Below are 14,169 nucleotides of genomic sequence, written 5' to 3' on the forward strand. Positions count from 1 at the left end.
ATGGCTGTGGTCAGAAAGCAATTCGTACACGCTGCGTATCAAGGGGGGCCTGTGTAAACGTGCGCTGGCCCGTCGTCTCTTGCCCCTGCGCATTGGTAATCCGCCAGTAAATAAAGTTTTCTTGGCCGGCCAAGTAAGGAAATACGACCGACGTGTCGCGGGGGAACGGAAGCTGAAGCCCGCCCCCGCCGAAGCCGGAAAAAAACATCCAGACCCGATTTCGGGGCAGCTCGTCGACCAGGTCGAGCCGAATCCAGGCCGGGGCCGCAGCAGGCACCTGCACGCCTGTGTTCTGCTGGCCCCCGCGCAGGGCCGGGGCGCGGGCCCAGTCGGTGTAGTAGCCCAAACCGCCGGCGGCGCGCAGCACGTACTCACGCCGGGCCTCGGCCTCGAAGGAGAAAGCAAAGCGGCCCTGCGCGTCGGTGGCGTGCGGGGCCCCGAGCGGGGCGTAGGCGGCCCCGCCCGTCAGGCTGCCGGCGGACTGCGCCCGCTGCCAGAGCTGCACCTGCGGGGGGCGCGGCACGGGCTGCCGGGTGGTTTCACTGACCACTTGCCCGCTCACTGTCGCGGGCCCCTCGCCGTCGTGGTCCGCACACCCGCCCAGCAACAGGGCTGCGGCCATCCATCGGAGCGCCCCTCCCGGGGAAGAAAAGCAGGTCTTCATAGGCAGGGGAACGAAAGCCAGGGTGCATAGTAAACATACGCTCCTTTCGGTAAACGCCGAGCAGCTGGCCAGCACCAGGTGGCCACCTAGCCCAAATAGGGCCGGGCGAGTTTAAGAAACTCGTCTACGATTCAAAGTTTACGAAATGCGCCGAGGGGATGAGTTTCGTAAACGCGACCGTAGGAGCCTAGTCCCCGCCAAAGTGCAAGCCGGCGCAGGCGGGCGCACCCGGTGCGATTCCAAGAGTGCGCTTATAACTGACATTATGTTAAGTAATTTTTTCAAGGAACAGCTAGGGAAAAGCCTTTGTACTTCTTCCTAGATTAAGCAAGTTTCTTTCGTTATTCATAATTCTAACACTTCTCCACCGCCCAGCAGGAAATCCTCCAACTGCCGTGCCCGGGCGGTTTCGCGGGCCAGGCTGGCTTGCAGGCGCACCAGCCGCTGGCGCATGGCCAAGATGATGTCGAGCGCCTCGGGGGCCAGGCCCAGCTCGTGGTGCAGGCGGGCGAGGCGCGGCAGGTCGTCGGGCTCGTCGACGATGACGGTTTCGGGCGCGGGCGCGGCGCGGAGCAGGCCGGCTTGCAGGAAGTCGCGCAAGTCGGCCGGGGCCAGGCCGTAGCGCACCGAGCATTCCTGGAAAGTGAGCGTGATGAAGGTTGCTTCCATGATGAATAAGGCGATGGGTTGGGCTTCAGGTTCCTACTCGGCAGCGCGCAAGTCGGCTAGCTGTTGAATCAGCTCTTTTTCTGGTTCGGTGAGGTTCTGGGGCAAGGCTATGGTGAGGCGCAGGTAGAGGTCGCCGAACTGGCCGTCCTTTTTATACACCGGGAAGCCCTTGCCGCGCAGGCGCAGGCGGGTGCCGTTGGCCGTTTCGGGTTTGAGCTTGATTTTGACGGAGCCGCTGAGGGTTTCCACCGTTTGCTCGCCGCCCAGCAGGGCCTTGTACATGCTCACGGGCACGTCCTGGGTGAGGTCGTCGCCGGTGCGGGCGTAACGGGCATCGGGCCGAATGCGGAAGGTGATGAGCAGCGCGCCGTTGGGGCCGCCGTTGCGGCCGGGGCCGCCCTGGTCGCGCAGGCGGATGGTCTGGCCGTCGGCCACGCCGGGCGCGATGGTCAGGCGCAGGTTTTTGCCATTCACCGTGATGGTGCGCGGGCCGCCGTGGTAGGCTTCCTCCAGGCTCATTTCCAGCTCGGCCTGGTAGTCGCCCCCCGCGCCGGGGCGGGTGCCGCCAGCCCGCCGGCCACCACCGCCCCCCATGTTGCCGAAGAGCGAGCCGAAGAAATCCGAGAAATCCTCGCCTTCGCCAAACGGATTGCCGCCCCCACCCTGGCCGCCCTGGCCCTGGGTGTACTGGCTCCAGTCGAAGCCACCGCCGGGCTGGCCGCCGCGGCCCGCGCCGCCGCCGGGCTGCTGCTGGTAGCGCTGCCAGTCGGCCCCGAACTGGTCATACTTCTTCCGCTTTTCGGAGTCGCTGAGGACTTCGTTGGCTTCGTTGATTTCTTTGAATTTCTGCTCCGCGCCCTTGTCGTTGGGGTTCACATCGGGGTGGTGCTGGCGGGCCAGCTTGCGGTACGCCTTTTTAATCTGCTCGGGCGTAGCGGTTTTATCTACTCCCAGCGCCTTGTAATAGTCTTTGTAATCCACTTGAAGAGGGAGAAATGCGATGGAATTATTCGTCGGTCATTGGCAGCTGCGAAAGCGGCCGGCGGCGGCCCGCACTGCAAATTCGTCATTTACCAGCCAATTTCCGCCGCTGACAATTTTACGCGGCGCATCACGTTACCGCCCACCCGCTCTCGTATAGTGAGATGGGGCAGCCAAGAAACGGGGACGCTTGGTTTTCGGCATCAAAATTGGGTATGCTAGCTGAACGAAAGCGCCAACAGAATGTTGACTTTCCAACCCCTACATCCCAGAGCCAATTTTGCACTCCCCGGGAACATAATACAATTAGCATTTTCCGAAAAAGCCTTATATTTGCATATTGAAAGCATTTATCGTTGCGCTTTTCCTTATTCCATTTTTAACCTTTCCATGAAAATCAAGAATCTATCCTTCGGTGTTTTTGCGTTGGCTTTTCTGAATATTGCCGCAGCGCAGGCTCAAACGGCCCGCCCGGGCCGTGTGCAGCCCAAGCCGCGCGTAGCCGCATCGGCCATCGAGGGAATCAAGGATGGCATTTCGATGCAGAAGGGCCGTACCGTACTCACCGAGCTCGGCATTAGCAACCCGCTTACAGCTGATAAAAAGCTGGTTAACGGCACTATCATCACCCCGGCCGGCATCGTGACGACGCCCAATGGCACCACCACTCAAATTACGGAGGGCGACTACGTTTCGCTCACCGGCCGCGTAACGAGCCGGCGGGCCGTTGCCGACGCCGACAGCATTGCCAAAGTCATGGTCTTCGATGCCAAATACCCCGGCAAGCGCAAGAAAATGGAGGCCGAAGCCGAGCGCAAAGCCAAGGACAAAGCCAAGCGCGAAGAAGAAAAAGCCAAGGCCAAGGCCAAAGCCGAAAAGAAGAAGAAAAAGTAATCCGCGTGCTGCCCAACGCCAAAGCGCCGCTTCCCTCGAATGGGAAGCGGCGCTTTGGCGTTGCGATGGTTCGCAGCGGCAGCCACCTATCTTTCGGGGCCACACGCCGTATTGCCGCCCATGCTCTTTTATACTGTGATGAAACCGCTGGTGCAGGTTGCGCTGCGGGTCTTTTTCCGCCGCATCGCGGTGCGGCACCCCGAACGCCTGCACCTGCCGGGCCCGCTGCTGCTGGCCGGCAACCACCCCAACACCCTCATGGACCCGCTGCTGGCGGCCGTGAACTGCCGCCAGCCCATTGCCTTTCTGGCCAAAAGCACGTTTTTCAGCAATCCCATCGTGCGGGCCATCATGCAGTCGGGCAACTCCATTCCCATCTACCGGGCGCAGGACGCGGGCACCGGCGGCCCCGTCACGCCCGAGCAGCGCGCCGCCCAGAACGAGGCCACCTTCGGCCGCTGCTACGACTACTTGGGCCGGGGCGGCACCATCATGATTTTTCCGGAGGGCACCAGCGTGAGCGAGCGCCGCCTGCGGCCCCTCAAAACCGGCGCGGCCCGCATTGCGCTGGGGGCCGAAGCCCGCCATAAGTTTAAGCTGGGCCTGAAAGTGGTGCCGGTGGCCACTAACTACTTTGACCCCAGCAAGTTTCGCTCGGATGTGCTGCTGAACGTGGCCCCGCCCATCGTCGTAGCCGACTATGCCGCCGCCTACGCCCAGGACCCCGACGAGGCCGCCGACCAGCTCACCGAGGCCATTCGGGTGGCGCTGGAACGCCGCCTGGTCATCACCCGCGACGCGGCCGAGGACACCTTCGTGCAGCAGATTGAGCGCACCTTCGGCGACCACCTCAACCCCGACGACGACCCCGACACCCTCTACGACAACTTCCTGCTGAGCCGCACCCTGCTCCAGGCCCTGCCCTGGGCCGAGCAGCACTTCCCCGAGCGCCTCACCGCCGCCCGCGCGCAGTTTGCCGCCTACCTGGCCGACCTGCGCCGCCACAACCTCAGCGACGAAGCGCTGGATAGCCAGCGGCGCGGCTCCGTGGCCGGCCTGCTCAACCTGGTATTTGGCGCGCCGGTATGGCTGTATGGCGTGGTTAATAACTACCTGCCTTACATCCTGCCTTCGGCCGTGGCTAAGCGGGCTACCAAGGATGTGGAGTTTGTGGCTCCCATCATGCTGGTGATGGGCATGCTGACTTTCCCGCTGGCCTACGTGCTGCAGGCAGCAGCCGTGCACTACTTCACTCACGACTGGCGGCTGACCGCACTGTACGTGCTCAGCCTGCCCCTCACCGGTTTTTATGCCCTGAGCTACTGGAATACGCTGGCAGCCCGCCTGCGGCGGCTGCGCGCCGCCCGCTTTTTCCGGCGCACGCCAGCCGTTGGTGCCGCACTATTGCAGCAACGCACCGCTTTACTAACCGAGCTGGAAGATGCCCGGATGGCGTACCTAACCGCCAGGGCGGAGGCCTGAGTCAGGCAGGCAGCAGCGCGCCGGCCAGCAGCGCCACGGCAATGATGACCACGCTGGGCACCTTCTCCCAAAGCAGCAGCAGGAACGTGGCCCCCACCAGCAGCGGGTTCAGGGGCAGCGAATCGATGGGGCCGAGGTGAAACGGCAGCTCCAGCAGGCGGTCGGGCAGCGGGTGGTAGAGCAGGAAGGTGGCCGCGCACACCAGCCCCGCGCTCACGGCGTTGATGCCCTCCAACGAGGCCTGCACCACCCGGTACTGCCGCAGCCGGTCCCAGAAGCGAATCACGAAGAAGATGAGAAACGTGCCCGGCAGAAAGATGCCCGCCGCGCCCACCAGTGCCCCCAGCACCTGCATGCCGTTGCCACCCGCCGGCCGCATGGCCAGCGCCCCGATGTAGGCCGCGATGGAAAAATTAGGACCTGGCATGGCCTGCACCAGTCCCAGGCCCGACAAAAACTCCGTTCCCGTGAGGTAGTGCTTGAACTCCACAAACTCGGCATACAGCAGCGGGGCCAGCACCTGCCCACCCCCAAATACCAGCGAGCCGTTGCGGTAAAAATTCTCGAACAGCCGCACCGGCAGCAGCTGCGTGTAGTGCCCCAGCACGGCCGCCCCCACCAGAATACCCAGCCACAGCACAAAATTGGCCCACTCCACGCGCAGCGGCTTTTTTTTCTGCACAATGGCGTGCTTGCGGTAGCGCACCGTGGTTACGGCCCCGCCGGCCAGCAGCAGCAGCGGCAGCATCCAGGGCAGCTGGAAAAAGTAGGCCATCATGGCGGCGGCCACCATCAGCCCCACGGCCGTTTTGGTATGAATGACCTTCTCCGCAATCTTGTAGGCCGAGAACGCCACAAAGCCCACCGCCACCGGCTGCACAAACTGCACCAGCGCCGCCACCCGGGCCGGGTCGAGATGGTTCAGGGCGAGGGCGGCCAGCGTCATCAGCGTCACGGACGGAGCCATCCAGACCAGCAGCGTGAGGTAGGCCAGATTGGGCCCACCCAGCCGGAAGCCGATAACGGTAATGGTTTGGGTGGACGTGGGCCCCGGCAGCAGCGCGCACAGCGCCTGCAATTCCAGCAGCTCGGGCGTGCTGATGTAGCGGCGCTTATCCACCAGCAGCCGGAAAAACATGGCCAGGTGCGCCTGCGGTCCGCCAAAGGCCGTGAGGGCCAGCACGGCCACATCCTTCAGAAAAATAATGCCCCGCCTCCGCCGCGTGCGCTTGCCCGAGCGCCGCAGGGGCGGCGTGAGGGAAACGGGTGCGGCGGGGTGCGGGGCAGTAGGTGGCGTTGGAACGGTCATGCGGAACAAAAAAGAACATCATGCTGAGCTTGTCGAAGCATCTCTTCCGCTTCGTTACCCCAACTTGGATTACTTGCGCAGTAGAGATGCTTCGACTTCGCTCAGCATGACGTGCTGGTTATTGTTCTGAACTTCTTCCTTATTTCTTCTTCAGCCCCAGCTCAATCAGGCGCTCGTTCAGAAACTCGCCGGCCGTGATGTCGGCTTCCTTCTTGGGGTTGTCGGGGGTCACACAGTGCTCCAGGGCAGCCAGGCTCATTTCGGAGCGCGGGTGCATGAAGAACGGGATGCTGAAGCGCGAGGTGTTCATTTTTTCGCGGGCCGGGTTCACCACGCGGTGAATGGTAGATTTCAGCACGCCGTTGGTGAGGCGCTGGAGCATGTCGCCCACGTTCACCACAATCTGGTCGGGCAGGGCCGTGATGGGAATCCATTTGCCGTCGCGGCGCTTCACCTGCAGGCCGTCGGCGCTGGCCCCCATCAGCAAGGTAATGAGGTTGATATCGCCGTGTTCGGCGGCGCGCACGGCATCGGCGGGCACCGCGTCCGGGTCTTCGATGGGGAAGTAGTGAATGGGGCGCAGGATGCTGTTGCCGTGCTTCACCTTATCATCGAAGTAGTTTTCGGGTAGGTGCAGGTACAGCGCAATGGCACGCAGCACGTCCTGGCCGGCGCTTTCCAGCGTGCGGTAAGCCGTGAAGGTGCTCTTCTGGAAGCCCGGAATTTCCTGGGGCCAGATATTGTCGGGGTACTCGTTTTTGATGGGGTCCTCTTCCTCCACTTCCTGACCTACGTGGTAGAACTCCTTCAGGTCGCCGGTGTTGCGGCCCTTGGCGTGCTCCTTCCCTTTGCTGATGTAGCCGCGCTGGCCGGCCAGCTCGGGATTTTCGTAGCACTGCTTGGCTTCGTCGGGCAGTTGGAAAAACGCCTGCACATCGGCGTATAGCTGCCGGGTTTGCTCGTCGTTGAGGCCATGGTTTTTCAGGGCTACAAAGCCGATGTTCTGGTAGGCCTCGCCGAGCTGCTGCACAAAACGAGCCTTACGCTCGGCGTCGCCGGAACGGAAGTCGGCGAGGTCGAGCGAGGGAATATGGTCAAGAAGTTGGTCTTGCATAATAAAATTGAGTTTACTTTGAGGCTACGTAAGACTCTTGGTGGGCAACGGCGCAAGTTAAGCAAAACCCGGCACCGGTCCTTCATCGTAAACGACCCCGCTCATCGATACTATTCAATAAATCACTACCACTTTTTTTTCAAGGTTTGAGTCTATGAAACGTCCTCTTTGGCTGCTGTGCAGCACCACCATTACGCTGGCACTTCTGGCTAGCTGCGAAACGAGCAAGCCCGCTACCGATGTTAGCGCTACTGCCGGCAGCAATACCCCCGGTGCTACCAGCACTGCCGCCAGCGGCGAGAGCATGGAATCGAACGGTATCCGCCTGACGCCCTTCAGCGATTCGCCCAAGTTCCCCGAAGCTCAGATGCAGATGCGCGCCCCCGTTGCCGGCGCTACGCTGCCCAGCGGTGAGGTGGCATTTGACTACCAAACCACCAATTTCCAGCTCACTAAAATGAGCGGCGGCCCCCACATGGCCGAAATGGCCAACTCGATGAAGGGCCAGCACATCCACAATATCGTGGACAACCAGCCCTATACGGCGCACTACGATACCAAATTCACCAAGGCTATTCCCGATGGCCAGCACGTGGTGCTGTCGTTCCTGTCGCGCTCGTACCACGAGAGTCTGAAGCACCTCGGGGCCTACGACCTGACCGTGATTAACGTGGGCAACACCCCGGCTCCGGCCACGCCCATCATCGATGTGAAGGCTCCGAACCTGTTTTATAGCCGCCCAAAAGACACGTACTCGGGAGTTGATGCCAAGCGCATCATGCTGGATTTTTACCTGGTGAATACCAAGCTGGAGCCCGGCGGAAACCGCGTACGCGCCACCATCAACGGCACCGAATTTATACTTGACCAGTGGCTGCCTTACCAGATGGAGGGCCTGCCTGCTGGCGAAAACACGGTGAAGCTGGAGTTGATAGACGGCAGCGGCAACATGATTGCCGGCCCGTACAACTCGGTAACCCGCACGTTTACGGTAGCTCCCTAACGTTTAGGACGTTATTTTTTCGTTACGGTTTCTCCAAAAAAAGTCTCCCGGCCCGGCCGGGGGACTTTTTTTGCTTCCCCGCACTTGTTGTTCCGGTTCTACCTTGCCCACTATGTCCGTTGCCCCTTCCGATTCTGCCCCGCTGCTCACCCGCAAGCAGGTGCTGCGCGCCCTGCGCCAGATAACCCGCGAAGGCCGCCCGCTACCGCCCAGCACCGTGTATGAGCTGGTGTACCGAGGCCGCCGCTACCCACCCCGCGCCGCGGCCGAGCTGGCCTACCGCCTGGCCACCGCCAACCCGGCCGCAGTTTGGCCCACCGCTACGGCAGCAGCTGGCGGCCCGCCAGGTGCCCGCCGACCTCATCGAGCAACTGTGCACCCGCATGGCATCCCTCAACCAAGCCATCGCCGATGACCCCGAGCTGGGGCCGGATTTTGTAATCGGCCACAGCTACTTCTGCCAGCCGCCGGCCCAGCCGGGACAGGCTTCAGAATGGCTGCGCCTGATTTTTGAGCAGGAAATCGGTCCGCTACTGGCTGATTACTGGCGCGAGCAGCCAGCTACGGCAGCGGCTCAGTTGCGCAAGCTACTGGCGTAGAACAGGTTCAAGACCAATAGCCATACCTACTATTGAAGCAAAATGAACTTAATAGACATACTATCAGGTACCCGCGCGGCATCTTGGTCCGATAAAAAGTATCATCGCAGGTGTTTGGAATTACTGCTGGAAGCGCAGGTTGTAGGGCGCATAAGCAAAGCACATGTATTAGGTCATGCGGCCGCTAATTCACAGACAATAGCTCGCATTGGCTTCTGCATCGAGCAGAAAAGTACGCGGTGCCTGCGTAGGGTATTCCAGGACCTGCCCTATGGAGAAGACGAATTGGGATTGACAGTAATAGGCTCAATGTGTACCGTCTATCTGCTTATTGAACCTGCTAATCGGACTTTCGTTGCCGTAATTGGTAATCCCGATGAGCATTCTTCATCGCAACTACTGCTTCATTTCGCGGAGGCTAATGGATTTCCCTATTGGTTAGTATTGGGCAAGCGTTTGGTTATTGAGCAATAAAAAGTGAAGGGATTTTTGGTACACGCCTTTCTGTTAAAAAAACAGCCAATTCAATTGATACCCCTCCCTACCCTCTACTATTTCCTCTGCTACGCCTGGAACCGGCTGCCTGAGCCGGCTGTACTGCTGGCCAGCGAAGCCGCACCCTTCGAGCGGCCGCTGGGGCTGCTGGCGCAGGTGCTGCTGCACGCCACGCGCCGCCTGCTCCGCAACGGCCTGCCGCGTACGTTTCAAACGCAGTAGGCCGAGCTTACCAGCCTGCGGGGCCGCGTGGAACTGGCCCCCACGCTGGGCCGGGGCCTGCTGGGCCAGGGCCGCGTCATCTGTGCCTTCGATGAACTGGGCACGGCCTCGCCCCTGCACCGCCCAAACGCTGGGCACGCTGGGCCGGGCAGCAGCTTTGCCCCCGGCGCTGCGCCGCGAGTTGCACCAAGTCGGCCAGCGGTTTCCGACGGGGCTGCTCAATGCTATGCTGCCTCCCCCCACGGCCGCCACGTTTCGGGAGCTGCGGCGGCAGCGGCCGGATAGCCAGGCCGCGTTTCTGGTGCACGTCTGCGAGCTGGTGTGGCTCACGGCCCTACCCGAGCCCACGGCTACCGGCCGCAAGCGCTTCGCCGATTTCCGGCGCGACGAAGCGCTGATGGCGCGCATCTTCGAGCAGTTCACCCGCAATTTTTTCCGTCGCGAGCAGCGCCGTTACCGCGTCTTTGCCGAAACCATTGCCTGGCAGGCCGAAGCCCCGCTGGCCGCCGACCTCGCCCTGCTGCCCACCATGCTCACCGATACCACGCTGGAAGCGCCCGACCGCAAAATAATTCTCGACACCAAGTACTACGCTGCCACCCTGCGCCCGCGCTACGACCGGCAGCGCCTCATTGCCCCGCACCTTTACCAGCTCTACGCCTACCTCCAGAACCAGCGCCCTGCCCCCGGCCAGGTTCTGGAAAGCATATTGCTTAGGACTTACGCACTTCAAGAGCTATGTAACCTGAAAATCAACGACTTGCATTCAAGACGCATATTTGTTATATTGCTGTTTTTCAGTTTGTTAGTGTTTCGACTGCGTAAGTCCTATTGCTGTATCCGGCCGCCACGCAGGACGTGGACGTGCGCTACACCCTGGGCGGGCACCCGGTGCGCGTCATCACGCTCAACCTGCACCAGCCCTGGCCCGGCATTGCCGCCGATTTGCTGCGGCTGGTGGAATAAATAACCCCAAGGCATAAAAAAACAGCCCGTATTTTCCGCTTGGGAAAATCCGGGCTGTTAGTGTCGAATGACGAAGGTTTGCGCTGGCCCAGGGGCCGGCAACAAACTACTTCTTCTCTTCGGTTACAGTCGTGGTGGTGGTAGCAGCAGGAGCCATAGCAGTGCTATCAGCAGCGGGAGCAGCCATTGCGGTGCTGTCGGTGGTGGTAGTAGTGGTGGTCTCGGTGCCGGTAGCAGGGGTCTCAACGGTAGTGGTTTCCTCGGTCTTCTTTTCGCCGCACGAAGTCAGACCAGCGGTGAGGGCGAAGCCCAGGGCAGCAGCTTTAAACAGATTTTTCATCTTTGGAGGTAATTTTGAAAACGGGTTAACTTTAAAACGCCCTTTATACTCAGTCTCTGGAAAGGTAACCCGGCCCGGAAAAAAATTATTTCGGCGGGTTACTTGTAGCCTTTGCCTGTATTAACCCCCAAAGTGAATGAGCAGGGGCAATCCAACTTCCTCTTCTTTGACTCCTACCGACGACGCGCTGATTGCCGCCATTCGCAGCGGCGATGAGCGGGCCCTGGCCCACCTCTACCGGCTGCACTGGCCCATGGTGTCGCACTTCGTGCTGCAAAACAGCGGCACCGAGGACGATGCCCAGGACGTGTACCAGGAGGGCGTGATGGTGTTTTATGAAAAAGTACGCGACGGCTCCCTCGAGCTCAGCTGCCAGATTAAGACCTACCTCTACGCCGTGTGCCGCCGCCTGTGGCTCAAGCGCCTGACCAGCAAAAGCCGCTTCGGCGTGCGCTTGCTGGATGACGAGGAGCACGGCCCGTACCTGAACACGGGAGCCGAGGAAGACCTGCTGGCCGCTGAGGAGCAGGACCGCCGTTTCGCCACCATGAGCGAGGCCCTGGACCACCTCGGCGAACCGTGCCGCTCACTTTTGGAAGGCTTCTACCTGCTCGATAAGTCGATGCAGGACCTCACGGCAGAGTTTGGCTACACCAACGCCGACAATGCCAAAAACCAGAAATACAAGTGCCTCGTGCGCCTGAAAAAATTATTCTTCGCCCATTATAAAGAAGAGCCTATCTGATATCGTTAGCCGCCGGTTGTAGCCGGTGAAACTCCCATCCGCTTACCGCCGCCGCCCCGCCCGGCAGCATTTACCCATGATGACTGAAGCAGACTATTACGCCTTATTTGAAGCCTACGCCACCGGCGAGCTGGCCGGGCCCGCCCGCGCCAATCTCGAAGCGCGCCTGGCGGCTGACCCGGCCCTGGCCCTGCGCTATGCCGACTTCAGCGAGATGACCGATACGCTACGCGCCTACGGCCAGCGCCAGCAGGCCCGGCAGCAGCTGCGCAGCATCCACGCCGCCATGCTGGCCGCCGATGCCCCTGAGGAAATTACGCTGCCCACCACCGGCCTCACCCACACGGTGCACCCGATACTGCGTATTTCGCGCACCGAGCGCCGGCTGCGCGAGTTCTGGAGCGGGCACCGCGCCACCGTGGGCGTGGCCGCTTCGGTGGCTGTGATGGCCGTGTTTGCCACGCTGCTGGGGCTGGATATCTGGCGCAACTCCAAGGTACAGCCTTCGCTGTATGGCTACAACGTGATGCGCCGCGAGATTAACAGCCTCAAGCACAACCAGAAGGTCTTAAATAGCACCATCAAGCGGATTGATGGCAGCGCCACGCCACCGCTGGCCCCGGTTAGCAAATTTAGCGGAACGGGCTTCGCCCTGACTTCGGAAGGCTATATCGTGACCAGCTACCACGTTATTCAGGGTGCTGACTCGCTGCTGATTGAGGGCCGCAACCACCAGCGCTACCACGCCGAGCCGGTGTATTCCGACATCAAGCACGACCTGGCCATTTTGCGCATTACCGACAAGAAGTTCACCGGTTTCGGCCGGCTGCCTTACGCGGTAAAATCGGGCCAGGCCGATTTGGGCGAGCGGGTGTTCACGCTGGGCTACCCGCGTGAGGACGTGGTGTACGGCGAAGGCTCGCTGAGCGCCCGTTCGGGCTTCGAGGGCGATACGGCTTTCTACCAAGTGAGCATTCCGGTGAACCCCGGCAACTCGGGCGGCCCGCTGATGGACGAGCGCGGCAACCTGATTGGGGTGGTGAGCGGCCGGCAGAACGACGCGCAGAGCGCCGCCTTCGCTACCAAGTCGTCGTACCTGGTACGGCTGGTTGATTCACTGGAAGCGGCCAAGCCCGCCAACCCCTACCGCCTGCCCCGCTTTGGCCAGCTGGCCGGCACCGGGCGGCCCCAGCAGCTCAAGAAGCTGCAGGACTATGTATTCGTAGTAAAGGTTTTTGAATAGGCCGGAACGCCCTTTTCAAGCACAAGTAGCACAACGGCCTGTTTCTTTACCGAAGCAGGCCGTTGCGTTGTAATGACTTTTCGGGTGCGCCGATTATTATCCGCAGTCCGTCAGAATACGCTGATTATTCCGCTGTTTGGGGGAGCCAATGCGGACCTTTTTCATAACCTTAGGCCCTGCAATCTAGTATTCAGACTTAGATAAGCAGTGCTTGTCTCTCAATCCCTCTGTCTTCCTTAACCTCCGCACTCCGTGGCTAAAAATCAACAAACCCCGCCTTCCAGTAACGATGTCGCCGGCTCGGCCATTTTCAAGAAGTTTCTGAACACCGCCGAGGGCTACATCAAGCAGCCCTCGCGCCTGAAGAAGCTGCTGACCGATGCCTACAAAAAGGCCAGCGAGAAAAACGACGTGGGCACGCTGGCCCACGAGGCATGGGAAACCCTCCAGACCATGTTCCGGCTCATCAAGGCGTCGATGTCGGGAGAGTATACGGGTGTGCCCGGCACCACGGTGGCGGCGGCCGTGGCGGTACTCATCTACTTCATCAGCCCAATTGACCTGATTCCGGATTTCATTCCGGTGCTGGGCCTGCTCGATGACGTGGCCCTGGTAGCCTGGTTCTCGACTACTCTGAAAGGTGAGATGGACAAGTTCCACGAGTGGGAGCTGACCCGCCCGACCGAAGTTACCACGGCCGGGGCCTATGCTCCTTCCGATAAAGAAACCCCGGCCTCGGCCGCCAGCGCCGCTGCTACGGCTACGGCTTCGGCCAGCAACCAAGCCAAGCACGCGGCCGATGCCCTCGATGAGCAAGCTGCCATGGCTCCCGCCGCGCAGCCCTCGCACTCGAACGACCCCGCCGCGCCCACCGCGCAGATAGCCGAAGAATCGGCTAAGCACGCCGGTACCAGAAGCGTGGCAGCTCACACCACCGACAGCAGCCGCGAGCCCAGCACCACAGCCACCAATACCGGCGGGAACGTGCGCTAAGCGCCACAACAGCTTTAGCTATAAGGCACAGCGGCCGTACTCACCTATGGCGAGCCGTCAAACAGTTTTGGATAAGGGTTGGGGTTGGAATACCTGACTCTGGTGCAAAAGCCCGGAATGAAAAAAGCCCCCCCGCAACTCAGGTTGCGGGGGGGCTTTTTTGCAGGGTAAAATAATGCTAAGCGGCAGCGGCGTGGTCGCGCACGAAGCGAACGAAATCGCCTACGGTGTAGAGCGGTACTTCGTCGGGAATGGTGATGCTGAAGTTGCGCTCCAGCTCCAGAATAATATCAACAACGTCGAGGGTTTCGAAGCGCAGGTCGCGGGCGAGGCTGGCGGTTTTGCGCACGCGGCTGGCCCGGATGGCCTTGCGCTTGCTGATAATGCGGAATACCTGCTGCTCGATAGTAGGTGTGTGGTGGGCGCTAGTGGTGGATACGTACATAATAA

The 14,169-nt window shown here is 61.0% G+C and carries 16 protein-coding genes and 1 pseudogene; 10 read left to right on the forward strand and 7 right to left on the reverse strand.

Translation table 11 applies throughout. The annotated features are described in order from the left end of the window. Positions 1-10: 10 nt before the first annotated feature. The 3 genes from KQ661_RS01805 to KQ661_RS01815 form a co-directional block, all read right to left on the reverse strand. Positions 11-622 carry a hypothetical protein gene (locus tag KQ661_RS01805; RefSeq protein ID WP_216685509.1) on the reverse strand — a complete coding sequence of 204 codons (612 nt, stop codon included), beginning with the start codon at positions 620-622 and terminating at the stop codon, positions 11-13. 387 nt (positions 623-1,009) lie between these two features. Then, positions 1,010-1,333, reverse strand: a complete 324-nt coding sequence (locus KQ661_RS01810; protein ID WP_216679074.1) for a hypothetical protein — start codon at positions 1,331-1,333, stop codon at positions 1,010-1,012. Between the two features lie 33 nt (positions 1,334-1,366). Beyond that, a complete protein-coding gene (locus KQ661_RS01815) occupies positions 1,367-2,314 on the reverse strand; it encodes a DnaJ C-terminal domain-containing protein (RefSeq protein ID WP_216679075.1) in 948 nt (315 codons plus the stop codon). Positions 2,315-2,704: 390 nt separating this feature from the next. On the opposite strand from KQ661_RS01815, the gene KQ661_RS01820 reads away from it, so the two are divergent. Then, positions 2,705-3,208 (forward strand): DUF6799 domain-containing protein, encoded by a 504-nt coding sequence (locus KQ661_RS01820; protein ID WP_216685510.1) that lies wholly within the window; start codon positions 2,705-2,707, stop codon positions 3,206-3,208. A 120-nt stretch (positions 3,209-3,328) separates the two neighbouring features. Further along, complete coding sequence (locus KQ661_RS01825) at positions 3,329-4,690, forward strand: lysophospholipid acyltransferase family protein (RefSeq protein ID WP_216679077.1); 1,362 nt, start codon at positions 3,329-3,331, stop codon at positions 4,688-4,690. A 1-nt stretch (position 4,691) separates the two neighbouring features. On the opposite strand, the gene chrA is transcribed toward KQ661_RS01825, so the two are convergent. Both chrA and KQ661_RS01835 read right to left on the reverse strand, forming a co-directional pair. Then, entirely contained in the window at positions 4,692-5,999 is a 1,308-nt protein-coding gene (gene chrA, locus KQ661_RS01830; protein ID WP_216685511.1) for a chromate efflux transporter, read from the reverse strand. 139 nt (positions 6,000-6,138) lie between these two features. Next, positions 6,139-7,113 (reverse strand): isopenicillin N synthase family dioxygenase, encoded by a 975-nt coding sequence (locus tag KQ661_RS01835; RefSeq protein WP_216679079.1) that lies wholly within the window; start codon positions 7,111-7,113, stop codon positions 6,139-6,141. 154 nt (positions 7,114-7,267) lie between these two features. Here KQ661_RS01835 and KQ661_RS01840 point away from each other — a divergent pair, with 154 nt between their 5' ends. From KQ661_RS01840 to KQ661_RS01860, 5 genes are all read left to right on the forward strand, one after another. Continuing rightward, a complete protein-coding gene (locus tag KQ661_RS01840; protein WP_216685512.1) occupies positions 7,268-8,116 on the forward strand; it encodes a hypothetical protein in 849 nt (282 codons plus the stop codon). A 221-nt stretch (positions 8,117-8,337) separates the two neighbouring features. Further along, positions 8,338-8,715 carry a 5-methylcytosine-specific restriction endonuclease subunit McrB gene (locus KQ661_RS01845; RefSeq protein WP_216685513.1) on the forward strand — a complete coding sequence of 126 codons (378 nt, stop codon included), beginning with the start codon at positions 8,338-8,340 and terminating at the stop codon, positions 8,713-8,715. Between the two features lie 114 nt (positions 8,716-8,829). Then, on the forward strand, positions 8,830-9,189 hold the full coding sequence (locus KQ661_RS01850; RefSeq protein ID WP_216685514.1) for a hypothetical protein: 360 nt from the start codon (positions 8,830-8,832) through the stop codon (positions 9,187-9,189). Positions 9,190-9,243: 54 nt separating this feature from the next. After that, entirely contained in the window at positions 9,244-9,432 is a 189-nt protein-coding gene (locus tag KQ661_RS01855) for a hypothetical protein (RefSeq protein WP_216679084.1), read from the forward strand. A gap of 91 nt (positions 9,433-9,523) precedes the next feature. After that, complete coding sequence (locus tag KQ661_RS01860; RefSeq protein WP_216685515.1) at positions 9,524-10,402, forward strand: McrC family protein; 879 nt, start codon at positions 9,524-9,526, stop codon at positions 10,400-10,402. 102 nt (positions 10,403-10,504) lie between these two features. On the opposite strand, the gene KQ661_RS01865 is transcribed toward KQ661_RS01860, so the two are convergent. Continuing rightward, positions 10,505-10,738: a hypothetical protein gene (locus KQ661_RS01865; protein WP_216679086.1), complete on the reverse strand. Its 234-nt coding sequence runs from the start codon at positions 10,736-10,738 to the stop codon at positions 10,505-10,507. A gap of 136 nt (positions 10,739-10,874) precedes the next feature. Here KQ661_RS01865 and KQ661_RS01870 point away from each other — a divergent pair, with 136 nt between their 5' ends. The 3 genes and pseudogenes from KQ661_RS01870 to KQ661_RS21850 form a co-directional block, all read left to right on the forward strand. Continuing rightward, positions 10,875-11,483 carry an RNA polymerase sigma factor gene (locus KQ661_RS01870; protein ID WP_216679087.1) on the forward strand — a complete coding sequence of 203 codons (609 nt, stop codon included), beginning with the start codon at positions 10,875-10,877 and terminating at the stop codon, positions 11,481-11,483. Between the two features lie 76 nt (positions 11,484-11,559). Beyond that, complete coding sequence (locus KQ661_RS01875; RefSeq protein WP_216679088.1) at positions 11,560-12,726, forward strand: S1 family peptidase; 1,167 nt, start codon at positions 11,560-11,562, stop codon at positions 12,724-12,726. Between the two features lie 477 nt (positions 12,727-13,203). Next, positions 13,204-13,341 (forward strand): annotated as a pseudogene (locus tag KQ661_RS21850) (YkvA family protein); the annotation flags it as partial. Between the two features lie 556 nt (positions 13,342-13,897). Here the strand turns inward: KQ661_RS21850 and KQ661_RS01885 are convergent. Then, entirely contained in the window at positions 13,898-14,164 is a 267-nt protein-coding gene (locus KQ661_RS01885) for an acyl carrier protein (RefSeq protein WP_216679089.1), read from the reverse strand. Positions 14,165-14,169: the final 5 nt, after the last annotated feature.

The sequence above is a fragment of the Hymenobacter siberiensis genome (assembly GCF_018967845.1).
GTDB lineage: Bacteria > Bacteroidota > Bacteroidia > Cytophagales > Hymenobacteraceae > Hymenobacter > Hymenobacter siberiensis.